The organism is Pseudomonas sp. PDM26, from assembly GCF_019219185.1.
In the GTDB taxonomy this organism is placed as follows: Bacteria; Pseudomonadota; Gammaproteobacteria; order Pseudomonadales; family Pseudomonadaceae; genus Aquipseudomonas.
Window position 1 is genome coordinate 103,471 of sequence record NZ_JAHUWC010000019.1, and the last position, 12,302, is coordinate 115,772.

Here is a 12,302-nt window from a genome sequence, read left to right on the forward strand (position 1 = left end):
GCCGCCTCACAGGTGGTAAACATCGATGACCTGACGAACGTAGTCGTTCTTCAGGATCACTTTCTTGGCCTTGATCAACGGGTTTTCACCGCGCACGTCGAGGGTGTAGAAACTGCTGCCGAAATAGCTGTCGACGGTTTTGTAGCGAAAACTCAGGGTGTGCCAGTTAAAGCGCACCTTGCACAGTCCGTCGGCCTGTTCGAGCAGCTCGATGTTGCTGATGTTGTGGGACGTGCGGGTGTCCGGCACGCTGGCACTGGAGCGCTCGGTCTTGATGCGGAAGATGCGGTCTTCAAGGCCCGTGCGGTTGCCGTACCAGATCAGCGAGATTTCCCGCTGCGGATCCTCGGTCAATTCATCGTTGTCGTCCCAGGACGGCATCCAGTACGTCGCGTCCGTGGCGTACAGTTCCAGCCATTCGTCCCACTGCCGGTCGTCGAGGTAGCGCGCTTCGCGGTAGAGGAAATCGCGCACGCTGTCGTAGGTGATGGTCATTGCACGTCCTCCACGGCGATCAGTTCCGACTGCTCATCAGCCAGGGCCTTGAGCATGGTCTGCTGCCAATACTTGTGTTGCAGCACAAACAGGCCTTCGTCTTCGGTGCGTACGCCGCTGAGCAGCGGATGCAGGTCGATCTCTTTGGCGGCTTCGTCGGCACCTTCGATCCAGTGCTCGGCACCCCGGGACATGTCGTTCCAAGTGGTGACGCTGCCCTGATAGCTGGTCTGGCAGGAGCGGAATTCCTCCAGGTCGTCCGGCGTGGCCATGCCACTGACGTTGAAGAAATCCTCGTACTGGCGAATGCGACTCGAACGGGCGTGGTCGCTCTCGCCCTTGGGGGCGATGCAGTAGATGGTGATTTCCGTGCGGTTGACCGAGATCGGCCGGGCGATGCGGATCTGCGAGCTGAACTGGTCCATCAGGTACACGTTGGGATACAGGCACAGGTTGCGCGAATTCTCGATCATCCAATCGGCGCGGGCCTTGCCGAAGTCTTGCGCCAGCTCATCGCGGCGCTCGTACAGCGGACGGTCCTCGGGGTTGGCCCAACGGGTCCAGAGCAGCATGTGGCCCTTGTCGAAGGAATAGAAACCACCGCCTTGCTTGGCCCAACTGCCGGCGCTCATGGTCGGATTGCTGTCGCCGGCCTCGCGCTGCTTGCGCTGGTTCTGGGTGGCCGCGTAGTTCCAGTGCACGGAGCTGACGTGGTAGCCGTCGGCGCCGTTTTCGGCAGTGAGTTTCCAGTTGCCTTCGTAGATGTAGCTCGAAGAACCACGCAGCACTTCCAGGCCATCAGACGACTGGTCAACGATCATGTCGATGATCTTCGCCGACTCGCCCAGGTGCTCGACCAGTGGCAGCACATCGGTCTTGAGGCTACCGAACAGAAAGCCGCGATAGGACTCGAAACGCGCGACGCGGGTCAGGTCGTGGGAGCCTTCGCAGTTGAAGCTCGCCGGGTAGCCGGCGTTGGCCGGATCCTTGACCTTGAGCAGCTTGCCGGAGTTGTTGAAGGTCCAGCCGTGGAACGGGCAGGTGTAGGAGCTCTTGTTGCCGGACTTGTGCCGGCACAGGGTCGCGCCACGGTGGCTGCAGGCATTGATGAAGGCGTTGAGTACACCGTCCTTGTTGCGCGCGATGAAGACCGACTGGCGCCCCATGGTGGTGGTGTAGAAATCGTTGATATCGGGGATCTGGCTTTCGTGTGCCAGGTAGAGCCAGTTGCCCTCGAAGATGTGCTGCATCTCCAGGTCGAACAACCGGGGGTCGGTGAACATTTCGCGCTTGCAGCGATAGAGGCCCTGCTCGGGATCGTCTTCAAGCAGGGAAAGCAAATATTCGGGTCGCAGGGACATGGCCGCCGCCTCCATTGTTATTGTTCAGGCAGGGCCATGCTAGGACGGGAGGGCAGGCTGGAATATCCGCGGGGTGCAGACCTTTATCCGTTTTGTGCAGGGAGAATTCGAGAGGACAACGCTAAACCTGTGGCGAGGGGGCTTGTCGGAACGCCGCACCGCCCCGTTCGGCTGCGAAGCTGTCGTTGGTCCTGTGAATTCGGTGGTGACTGACATTCAGTCGGGGGCCGCTTCGCGGCCCAACGGGGGCAAGCCCCCTCGCCACAGCAAGCCCCCTCGCCACAGGTTGTGCGGTGAACTCAATGCCGGCGCTTGAGGGTATCGGACGGCAACTCGCCGAACTGCTTGCGGTAGCTGTCGGAGAAACGCCCCAGGTGCAGGAAGCCGTAGTCCATCGCCACTTCCGTGATGTTGCGCACGTTGCAGGTCGGGTCGTTCAGGCAGGCGTTGATGCGTTCCAGGCGTTTCTGGCGCAGGTAGTTTTTCGGCGTAAGGCCGGCATTGCGTTCGAACAGTCCGTACAACGAACGCAAGCTCATGTGCGCCTGGCGCGCCAGTTCCTCGCTGTCGATGTCCCGCTTGAGATTGCTCGCGATATAGTCGGCAATCGCCTCGAACGTGGCCGTCTGCGAGCCCAGTTCGAGGCGACAGACGTTGGTTTTCATCAGGCTGAGCATCTTGTTGACGATGATCTGCGTGTAATGCTCCTGCACCCTGGGGATCTGCTCGGTGGATTCGGCCTCCTGGCAGATCATCGCCAACAGGTTGACGAAACCTTCCAGTTCATTGAGCTGATAACGGTTTTCCAGAAACCGCACGCCCTGCCCCGGATAGCGCCAGCGCTGCTCATCGCAGACCGATTCAAACAAACGGGTCGGGACTTTGAGGATGAATTTTTCGCAATCGGCGGAGTACGTCAGGTCCACCGGATCGTCGGGATTGATCAACAGCAGTTCGCCGGGGGCGAAGTAATGTTCCTGGCCGTGGCCACGCCACAGGCAATTGCCGCGCAGCAGCACCTGCAGGTGATAGATGTTCTCCAGTGCGCCCGACGTCACCCGTACACTGGCGCCGTAGCTGATGCGGCACAGGTCGAGGCTGGCGAACTTGCGATGGTCGAGACTGGCCAGCGGACTGCCGGCGCGGGGCATGAGAATGCAGTGGTTGCCGACATGCTGATTGACGTAGCCCGACACCGCATAAGGGTCGGCATGGTCGAATACTCTGCTGCGCTGACTCAACAGTTGCGCTTGCATCATCGGGTCACTCTCATTGTTGTTATAGGTCGCGTCGGGCCATTTTAGAACCGAAACCTTTGTAGGAGCGAGCTCGCTCGCGATGGACTTGAGAGCGCCGCGTTTTGCCAGCAAACACGCGTTATCGTTAACGACCATCGCGAGCAAGCTCGCTCCTACAGGGTTGTGCTATCAGTCCTCGAGTGCGCGAACCCGCTCGTGGCGCTGTTGCTCTTCAGGCTGGGCGGTCGACTGCAGGGTGAAATCGAACTCGATTTCGGCAAAGCGACCGCTCACACCATGGGCCGCCGCGCGCTGCTGATCATCGCTGAAGGTGATTTTGGCGATCAGCTCGTCACGGGTGGCGTAAGCGAAATCGTCATGCAGGTACTGATCGCCATCAAGGTTGATCTGGGTGGTCAGGTGGCGATGATCCGGCGCGGAAATGAAGAAGTGAATGTGCGCCGGGCGCTGGCCATGACGGCCCAGTTGATCGAGCAGTTGCTGGGTCGGACCGTCCGGTGGGCAGCCGTAGCCCGACGGCACGATGCTACGCAAACGATAGCGGCCATCGGCGTCGGTCACGATGCGGCGACGCAGGTTGAATTCCGACTGCGTGGTATCGAAGTACGAGTAGGTGCCGCCGGTATTGGCGTGCCAGACGTCTACCACGGCGCCAGCCAAAGGTTCGCCAGCGGTGTTGAACACGCGGCCTTGCATGAACAGGGTCACGCCCGGATCGACGCCATCGTCGAGTCGCGCTTCGCCTTGCGACAGCGGCGCACCGGCCACGTACAGCGGGCCTTCGATGGTGCGCGGCGTGCCGCCGGACTTGCCGGCCTGTTCGTCTTCGGCGTCCATCAGCAGGTCGAGGTAATGCTCCAGACCGACACCGGCCACCAGCAGCCCGGCTTCCTGGCGTGCACCCAGCACGTTGAGGTAGTTGACGGCTTTCCAGAACTCTTCCGGGGTCACGGTCAGGTCTTCGATGATGTTCACCGAATCACGCAGGATGCGGTACACCAGCGCCTTGGTCCGTGGATTGCCGGCGTCGTTGAGCAGGCCGCTGGCTTCTTCGAGAAATTTCTGGACTTCGGCAGTGTGGGAAATCTTGACGTTCATTCTGGGTTCCTCATCTTGTAATTATTAGCGTAGCGCGCTGAACAGGCTGGGCTCAGCGGTCATCGTCACGGATGGAAGAAGGATGCCGACACATCGCGTCGATCTCGATGGCCATGTACGGGAACAGCGGCAATTGCATCAGCAGGTCATGCAGTTCCTGAACGCTGTCGACATCGAACACGCTGTAGTTGGCGTAGTGCCCGGCGATACGCCACAGGTGGCGCCACTTGCCCTGCTCCTGCAGGCGCTGGGCCAGGGCTTTTTCGTCAGCCTTGAGTTTGGCGGCTGCCTGCGGGTTCATGTCGACCGGCAGGTTCACGGTCATTTTTACGTGGAACAGCATAATGCTCTCCTCAGGCTTGATGAATGGCAGTCGATGTCTTGTCGCGGCGGAAGAACGCCAGGCGCTCTTCATCCAGGCTCAGGCCCAGACCCGGTGTATTCGGCACGTGCAGTTCAAAATCGCGATACACCAGCGGTTCGCTGAGAATGTCTTCGGTCAGCAGCAACGGGCCGAACAGCTCGGTGTCCCACGCCAGTTTGTTCAGGGTGACGAAGGCATGGGCCGAGGCCATGGTGCCCAGGCCACCTTCAAGCATGGTGCCGCCGTACAGGGCGATGCCGGCTGCTTCGGCGATGGCGGCGGTACGCAATACAGCGCGTGGGCCACCGTTCTTGGCGATTTTCAGGGCGAACACCGAGGCCGCGCCTTCGCGGGCCAGATTGAACGCATCCTCCACGCATTCGATGGATTCGTCGGCCATGATCGGCGCCGGGCTCATGGCGTTGAGGCGGGCCATGCCGGCGCGGTTATTGCGCGAGATCGGTTGTTCAATCAGGTCGATGCCGTTGGTACCGAGGATTCGGCAGGCACGTATTGCCACGGCTTCGTCCCACGCCTGATTGACGTCGACCCGCACACTGGCGCGGTCACCCAGGGCTTTCTTGATGGCGATGACATGGGCAAGGTCGCGATTGACCTCGCCGGCACCGATCTTCAGTTTGAAAATGCGGTGGCGGCGCAGGTCGAGCATTTTTTCCGCTTCGGCGATGTCTTTTGCGGTGTCGCCGCTGGCCAGAGTCCAGGCCACGGGCAGCGCGTCGCGAACACGACCGCCGAGCAATTCGCTGACCGGCAGGCCGAGGCGTTTGCCCAGGGCATCGAGCAGTGCGGTTTCGATACCGGATTTGGCGAAGGTGTTGCCGCGAATGCTGCGCTCCAGGCGCAACATGGCAGCGTTGACATTGTTGCTGTCCTGGCCGATCAACAACGGTGCGAAGTGCGTGTCGATGTTGGTCTTGATGCTGTCCGGGCTTTCATTGCCGTAGGCCAGGCCACCGATGGTGGTGGATTCGCCGATGCCTTCGATGCCGTCGGCGCAACGCACGCGAATGATCACCAGGGTCTGGTTCTGCATGGTGTGCATCGCCAGCTTGTGCGGGCGGATGGTCGGCAGATCGACGATGATCGTCTCGATCGACTCAATGGCTGTTGCAAGCATTTCGATACCCGTCAGGTTCTTGAAGTTCTGGAATCGATTCTCGTACGGCTTTTTTTGCGATGCCAATATAGAATTGGTCTGGCTTGATACCTTAAAGGTATGCAACCGATCCGCATCTGGAGGCTCCATGGAACTGCGTCACCTGCGTTATTTCCAGGTATTGGCTCAAACCCTCAACTTCACCCGCGCCGCAGAGCTGCTGCACATCGCCCAACCGCCCCTGAGCCGGCAGATCCAGCAACTGGAGGACGAACTGGGGGTGATGCTGCTGGAGCGCGGCCGACCGCTGAAGTTGACCGACGCCGGGCGGTTTTTCCATGAGCACTCCACCGCCCTGCTCGAACAACTGAACAAGGTCTGCGACAACACGCGACGTATCGGGTTGGGTGAAAAGACCTGGCTGGGGATCGGCTTTGCGCCGTCGACACTGTATGGCGTGCTGCCGGAACTGATCCGCCGCTTGCGCAGCGGAGAGCCGCTGGAGCTGGAACTGGGGCTGTCGGAAATGACCACGTTGCAACAGGTGCAGGCGCTCAAGGCCGGGCGCATCGACATCGGTTTCGGCCGGATCCGCATCGACGACCCGGCCATCGTCCAGACCGTGCTCACCGAAGACCGCCTGGTCGCCGCCCTGCCCGCCGGGCATCCGCTGCTCGCCGGTCCCATCAGCCTGCGGGAGCTGGCAAAGGAACCCTTTGTGCTGTACCCCGGCAACCCACGGCCGAGTTACGCCGACCATGTGATTGCCCTGTTCGAGTCCTATGGCGTGCGCATCCACGTCGCGCAATGGACCAACGAGCTGCAAACGGCGATCGGCCTGGTGGGGGCAGGCATCGGGGTCACGCTGGTGCCCGCCTCGGTGCAATTGCTGCACCGCGACGACATCGGTTTCACGCCATTGCTGGAAGACAACGCCACCTCGCCGATCATTCTCAGCCGACGGGTGGGCGATGTGTCGCCTGGGTTGAACCATTGTTTGCGGATGATTGATGAACTGCTGCCGCCAGCAGCGTAAGACGATGATCACCTGTGGCGAGGGGGCTTGCCCCCGTTCGGCGGCGCAGCCGTCGCAAGCTCAAATACGGGGCACCGCAGTGAAATTCAGTTGAATGGTTTTAGGGCCGCTACGCAGCCCAACGGGGGCAAGCCCCCTCGCCACAGGTCAGTGTTCACTGGAAACCCGGGGCAGCCCGCCACCCGCCCGGTGACATTCGCAATGAGTCCGATCCAGTTCTCATTTCTGCAAGCGCCTAACGGGCGTTCCCGCCCCAGATCCAGTTCCAGAACCCCGGCAATTCGACCGGCTGCGAATCGTCGCGCACGGTTCGCGCCATGGCGGCCCGCAGCAACGCGGCCTGATCCTCGTAAAACGGCTTGTCCGCGGTTTTCACCCCGGTCTGCCGGGCGCTGTCGAGCAGAATCTGCAGGTACTCACGGGTATGCCGGGCGGTATAACGGTTGAGGTCGTGGAAGGTCACCACCACTGGAATCACCCCATCGACCACCGGCAGTTCGCCGCGGGCAATGCGTTCGCGCACTTCGGACATCGAACGCAGCATGTGCGATCGGCGCCGGGGGCTGGCGTTGAAGCCCCAGATCTTGCCGTCGTTGGCGCTCAAGTCCGTGAGCAGTACATGCAGGCCATGCCGCTGATAAGCGGCGAAGGTGCGTTTGTCGTAGTTCCAGAATGGCGGGCGCAGCAAGGTTGGGGGGGCGCCGGTGATCGCCGCGATGTCGGTGCTGCCATCGGTCAGGGCCTGTTCCAGCTCTTGCGGCTCCAGCGAGCGATGATTGGTGTGCCGGGGCGTGGCGGTGTGGAAGCCCAGGATATGACCTTCGGCGTGTTCGCGGCGCATGATTTCCCGGCCCAGCTCGCTGCCGCCAGCCCGCGGTGCGCGAGTTTGCACGAAGAACACGGCTTTGATGCCTGGTTGCAGCGGGTTTTGCGCCAGGCTCTCGAGCACCGTCACGGTCGGATTCCACCAGCTCGATGCACTGGGACCGTCATCGAAGGTCAGCAGAAAGCGGATGGGGGGTTGCTCGTGCAAACGCTGTTCGGTCTGCGCAGTCATTTCGATCGGTGCTGCGATGCACCCCAGCAGACCCACTGCCAAGGCGCACACCGTAAAACACTTGAACAATTGTTTCATCTTTTGCCTTGGGCCAGACCATCACGGTCGATACTTCAACTGGCAGCAATCCTTCGCCCGTTCATCCGTCGTTGGCCCGCATCAAGACGGCGGGCCAAGGTTGGATAAGGTACACAGAGTTTGGTTCCAGTGCTTGCCAGGCCCGTTTCGTCGCCACCAACTAAACTGAAAAAAATGCTCAACCAGAGTGTCAGGCCATGTGCGGACGACTGTCGCAATACCGCGGAATCCACGACTTCGTGGCGGTGCTGGGCATCCCCGACGCGCTGATCAACCGCGTCGGTAACGAACCCCTGGCGCACTACAACGCCGCGCCCACCACGCCACTCGCCCTGCTGCATCTGGAGAACGAGCGGCTGCACGCCGACCTGGTGCGCTGGGGTTGGCGACCGCACTGGGCGACGGATCGCACGGAGCCGGTCAATGCCCGGGTCGAAAAAGTCGCCCACGGTCCGTACTTCCGGACGATCTGGCCGCATCGCGCGATCTGCCCGATTGATAACTGGTTCGAATGGGTCGACGCCGGTGACGGTAACAAACAACCGTGGTTGATTCGGCGACGCAATCGGGCGCCGGTTTTCTGCGCGGCGATCGGTCAATACCCCATCGGCGGAGCCCCTCACAGGGAGCACGACGGTTTCGTCATCCTGACGGCCGACAGCGCCGGTGGCATGCTCGATGTGCATGACCGGCGACCGGTGGTGTTCTCGCCCGAACTGGCGCGGGAATGGCTGGACCCGGCCACGCCCAAGGAACGAGCCGAGGAAATGGCGTTATCCCAGGGCGAGGTCAGTAACGTATTTGAGTGGTACAAGGTCGACAAGGCCGTTGGCAATGTCAGGAACCAGGGCGCTGCGCTGATTAAAGAAATTCCATGAACCTGTCGTATTCGCGTGCCGCTCAGAACTTGCGGTCAGGCTCTGACAGTTCCTTGCCGTCGTCGGGATGCTTCCAGTCCGGTACCGAACGCTTCTGCTGCTCAATCTCTTCTTCCGTGGGTTCGTCCTCGTCTTCTTCCAGGTCCGGTTGCTTGGGTTCATTGGCCATGTTCACCTCGCTTGCTGAAGGGATCGGTCATCAATTTCAAGTTTAGATCAGTTCCCTTGCCCCGCTCAAAACCACCAGCGCAACAAAAAGAAGAAGCCCATGCTCAACAGCATGCTGAGCAACGTATTGCGCGTGTAAAGCACCAGAGCGACCGCCACCAGCGAGCTGATCAGATAGGGATTATCCCAGTGCAGGTTCAGCTGTTTTTCCGGCAGGAACACAATCGGCCCACAGATCGCGGTCAACATGCCCGGCACGGCAAACCCGAGGAACTGCCGCGCGTTGCTGCTCAAGCGTACCGGCAGTCGCGGTTCCAGAAAAACATAGCGGTTGAGGAATACCAACACGCCCATTCCGACAATCACTGCCCAGACCATCATGTGCGTCCACCGTAGAATTTATTGCAGACAAACCCGGCGGTCATGCCCGCCAGCCCCGACAGCACCAGCGCCGAGCCCCATTGCCAGTAACTGAACAACACCGAGCAGAACAGCGACACCGCCACGCACACCACCGTCGGCACGCTGCGGACCACCGGCGTGATCAGGGCAATGAAGGTGGCCGCGATGGAGAAATCCAGGCCTAGGTGCTCCAGGCCCGGAATGCTGCTGCCGAGCACAATGCCCGCCAGGGTGAACAGGTTCCAGGCGATGTAGAACGTCAGGCCCACGCCCAGGGCGTACCAACGGTTGAACTGCTGTTTGTCGTGCTGGCTGGTCAAGGCGAACAGCTCATCGGTGAGCAAGAACCCCAGCCCGGCACGCCAGCGCCCCGGCAATGGCGAAATCACCGAGCGCATGCTCATCCCGTAGAGCAAATGCTGGGAGGTCAGCAGCAGCGTGGTGAGCAAGATCGAAAAAATCCCGGCACCGCCCTTGAGCATGCCGATGGCCACCAGTTGCGCGGCACCGGCAAACACAATGCCTGACAAGCCCTGACCTTGCAGGGGCGTGAGGTTGGCCTCGATGGCCATGGAACCGGCCAGCAAGCCCCAGGGCGCGGTGGCCAGGGACAACGGCATGATCGCCGCAGCGCCGCGCAAAAAAGCACTGCGCGGCATGATTGAGTTGGACATAACGCTCTACAGACAGGGAAAGACCCCGGACTGTGCCACCTGTCGCGGCCGAAGGCTTGAACAATCTTGCTCACTGATACGACTGTGTGCCATTCATCGGCTGCCCGCTTGATTCACCAAAGTGGTAACAACATGATGGCGCTGCATTTTCATCGAGGCGGGCCCTTCATGAGTTCAGTCGAAACCGACAGCGACGTTTATAAAACCCTGCTTGAGTCGACCCGGGCGATTCCCTGGCGCATCGACTGGAAAACCATGACCTTCAGCTACATCGGGCCGCAGATCGAGCAATTGCTCGGCTGGAAACAGGACAGCTGGCTTTCGGTCAATGACTGGATCGAGCGCATGCACCCGGATGATCGCGACTACGTGATGGACTTCTGCGTCTCGCAATCGCGCGCCGGTATCGATCACGAAGCCGACTATCGCGCACTCACCGAAAGCGGCGGGTACGTGTGGATCCGCGATGTGGTGCACGTAGTGCGCACGAACGGCGAAGTCGAGGCGCTGGTGGGTTTCATGTTCGACATCAGCGAGCGCAAGAAAACCGAAGAACACCTGATCCGCCTGCAAAAACAGCTCGAAGAGTATTCCTTCCAGGACGGCCTGACCGGTATCGCCAACCGGCGCATGTTCGACACCGTGCTGGAGCGCGAGTGGAACCACGCCCAGCGCACCGGTTTGCCATTGTCGGTGATCGTGCTGGATATCGATTACTTCAAGCAGTACAACGACCATTACGGCCACATCAAGGGCGACGAATGCCTGCGCCGTGTCGCGCAAACCCTGTCGCTGGCGGCCAATCGGCCACGGGATTTCATCGCGCGGATCGGTGGTGAAGAATTCGTCTGGCTACTCCCGGAAACCGATGCCGAATCCGCCAGGCTGGTGGCGCATAAATGCCTGCACCTGATTCGCCAGCAGCAGATTGCCCATGAGTTCTCCGGGGCGTCGAACCTGCTGAGCGTCAGCCTCGGTGTCGGCACCACCGGCGTTTCGGTGCATGCGACGGCGCTGGAGTTCGTCGGACAGGTCGATCAGTTGCTCTACAAGGCCAAGCACAATGGCCGGATGCGCGCCGAGTTCGCTGATTTTCGTGATTGACAAACGGCGCTCCAGCTTTTAAAACTGGGCGCCTCACTCAGGGTGTAAGCAAGTATGTCCGCAACCTTCAACCTCAACACTTCCGTCATTGGCTTGATTGCCAAGGCGCAAGGTTGCGTTGCGCACGCCCTCAAATCGAAGAAACAGTCGCTCATGTGACCGGGGCGCGCTGTCCCGTCAGATGAGCTGACAGGACATTGAGCGCGACGGACCACCCTCCCCTTGCTTACTCTCCTTCCATGCCCCTGACGGTGACGAAATCGGTCAACCATCAGGAGAAAGTGCATGTCTGCGTTTCAAGGTATCTGGGTTCCACTGGTCACACCCTTCCACAACGGTGCCATCGATTTCGCCGGCTTGCGCCGGCTGGTCAGCCATTTGCTGGAAAGCGGCGTCGACGGCCTCATCGTTTGCGGCACCACCGGCGAGCCGGCGGCGATGGGCAAGCATGAGCAACTGGCCGTGCTCGATGCGGTGCTGGAGCTGGCGCCGGCGCCGGCGCAGCGGGTGGTCATGGGCCTGGCCGGTAACAACCTGATCGAGTTGTTGCAGTTCCAGAGCGAGATCCTCAAGCGCCCGGTGGCTGGCCTGCTGGTGCCGGCGCCGTATTACATCCGCCCGTCCCAGGCCGGCCTCGAAGCGTTTTTCCGCACGGTCGCCGATGCCTCCAGCGTTCCGCTGATTCTCTACGACATCCCTTACCGTACCGGCGTGGCCTTCGAACAGGCGACCCTGCTCAACATCGTCGCCCACGAGCGCATCGTCGCCATCAAGGATTGCGGCGGTAATTTTTCGAACACCCTCGCCTTGCTCAACAGCGGCCAGGTCGACGTGCTGTGCGGCGAAGACAACCAGATCTTCAACGCCCTGTGCCTCGGCGCCAAAGGCGCGATTGCCGCGTCGGCGCATGTCCATCCCGAACTGTTCGTGCAATTGCACCGGCAGATCCGCGACAACCAATTGGCTGAAGGCCGCGCCACGTTTTTCCGTTTGCTGCCGCTGATCAACAGCCTTTTCCTGGAGCCCAATCCAGCGCCGGTGAAAACCGCGCTGGCCCTGCAAGGCCTGATCGGCGACGAGCTGCGCGCACCGATGCAACGCAGCAGTGACTCGATGACCGAGCGTTTGAAAGGCGTGCTCAGCGCATTGGGCCGCGACAATCGATAGAGCGCCCGCCACCGGCCCGAGTACCATGGAGCGATTCGTTCAGC

14 protein-coding genes are annotated in these 12,302 nt (G+C 60.9%); 4 read left to right on the top strand and 10 right to left on the bottom strand.

The genetic code is table 11. The features are described from left to right. Positions 1-6: 6 nt before the first annotated feature. The 6 genes from benB to KW849_RS28935 form a co-directional block, all read right to left on the bottom strand. Positions 7-495 carry a benzoate 1,2-dioxygenase small subunit gene (gene benB, locus KW849_RS28910; RefSeq protein ID WP_218432977.1) on the bottom strand — a complete coding sequence of 163 codons (489 nt, stop codon included), beginning with the start codon at positions 493-495 and terminating at the stop codon, positions 7-9. Continuing rightward, positions 492-1,856, bottom strand: coding sequence for a benzoate 1,2-dioxygenase large subunit (gene benA / locus KW849_RS28915; RefSeq protein WP_218432978.1), 1,365 nt, complete (start codon positions 1,854-1,856; stop codon positions 492-494). The genes benB and benA overlap by 4 nt, the downstream gene beginning before the upstream one ends. A gap of 299 nt (positions 1,857-2,155) precedes the next feature. Then, on the bottom strand, positions 2,156-3,115 hold the full coding sequence (locus KW849_RS28920; protein ID WP_305729739.1) for an AraC family transcriptional regulator: 960 nt from the start codon (positions 3,113-3,115) through the stop codon (positions 2,156-2,158). 168 nt (positions 3,116-3,283) lie between these two features. Further along, the gene (gene catA, locus KW849_RS28925; protein ID WP_218432979.1) at positions 3,284-4,213 is read right to left on the bottom strand and encodes a catechol 1,2-dioxygenase; all 930 of its coding nucleotides are present in this window, start codon (positions 4,211-4,213) and stop codon (positions 3,284-3,286) included. 52 nt (positions 4,214-4,265) lie between these two features. Beyond that, positions 4,266-4,556: a muconolactone Delta-isomerase gene (gene catC, locus KW849_RS28930; RefSeq protein WP_218432980.1), complete on the bottom strand. Its 291-nt coding sequence runs from the start codon at positions 4,554-4,556 to the stop codon at positions 4,266-4,268. Positions 4,557-4,566: 10 nt separating this feature from the next. Next, positions 4,567-5,715 (bottom strand): muconate cycloisomerase family protein, encoded by a 1,149-nt coding sequence (locus tag KW849_RS28935; protein ID WP_218432981.1) that lies wholly within the window; start codon positions 5,713-5,715, stop codon positions 4,567-4,569. A gap of 127 nt (positions 5,716-5,842) precedes the next feature. On the opposite strand from KW849_RS28935, the gene KW849_RS28940 reads away from it, so the two are divergent. Beyond that, positions 5,843-6,730: a LysR family transcriptional regulator gene (locus tag KW849_RS28940; protein WP_108218023.1), complete on the top strand. Its 888-nt coding sequence runs from the start codon at positions 5,843-5,845 to the stop codon at positions 6,728-6,730. Between the two features lie 235 nt (positions 6,731-6,965). On the opposite strand, the gene KW849_RS28945 is transcribed toward KW849_RS28940, so the two are convergent. After that, entirely contained in the window at positions 6,966-7,865 is a 900-nt protein-coding gene (locus KW849_RS28945) for a polysaccharide deacetylase family protein (protein ID WP_218432982.1), read from the bottom strand. A gap of 197 nt (positions 7,866-8,062) precedes the next feature. Here KW849_RS28945 and KW849_RS28950 point away from each other — a divergent pair, with 197 nt between their 5' ends. Further along, positions 8,063-8,743 (top strand): SOS response-associated peptidase family protein, encoded by a 681-nt coding sequence (locus KW849_RS28950; RefSeq protein WP_218432985.1) that lies wholly within the window; start codon positions 8,063-8,065, stop codon positions 8,741-8,743. A 22-nt stretch (positions 8,744-8,765) separates the two neighbouring features. Here the strand turns inward: KW849_RS28950 and KW849_RS28955 are convergent, their stop codons facing one another. From KW849_RS28955 to KW849_RS28965, 3 genes are all read right to left on the bottom strand, one after another. Beyond that, positions 8,766-8,912, bottom strand: coding sequence for a hypothetical protein (locus tag KW849_RS28955; RefSeq protein ID WP_008051909.1), 147 nt, complete (start codon positions 8,910-8,912; stop codon positions 8,766-8,768). Positions 8,913-8,977: 65 nt separating this feature from the next. Further along, positions 8,978-9,289, bottom strand: a complete 312-nt coding sequence (locus KW849_RS28960) for an AzlD domain-containing protein (protein WP_218433054.1) — start codon at positions 9,287-9,289, stop codon at positions 8,978-8,980. Further along, complete coding sequence (locus KW849_RS28965; RefSeq protein ID WP_218432986.1) at positions 9,289-9,987, bottom strand: AzlC family ABC transporter permease; 699 nt, start codon at positions 9,985-9,987, stop codon at positions 9,289-9,291. Before KW849_RS28965 ends, KW849_RS28960 begins: the two co-directional genes overlap by 1 nt. A 168-nt stretch (positions 9,988-10,155) precedes the next feature. Between KW849_RS28965 and KW849_RS28970 the strand changes: the two genes are divergently transcribed. Both KW849_RS28970 and dapA read left to right on the top strand, forming a co-directional pair. Beyond that, positions 10,156-11,091 carry a sensor domain-containing diguanylate cyclase gene (locus KW849_RS28970; RefSeq protein ID WP_218432987.1) on the top strand — a complete coding sequence of 312 codons (936 nt, stop codon included), beginning with the start codon at positions 10,156-10,158 and terminating at the stop codon, positions 11,089-11,091. Between the two features lie 285 nt (positions 11,092-11,376). Beyond that, on the top strand, positions 11,377-12,258 hold the full coding sequence (gene dapA, locus KW849_RS28975; RefSeq protein WP_218432989.1) for a 4-hydroxy-tetrahydrodipicolinate synthase: 882 nt from the start codon (positions 11,377-11,379) through the stop codon (positions 12,256-12,258). The last annotated feature ends 44 nt before the right edge of the window (positions 12,259-12,302 follow it).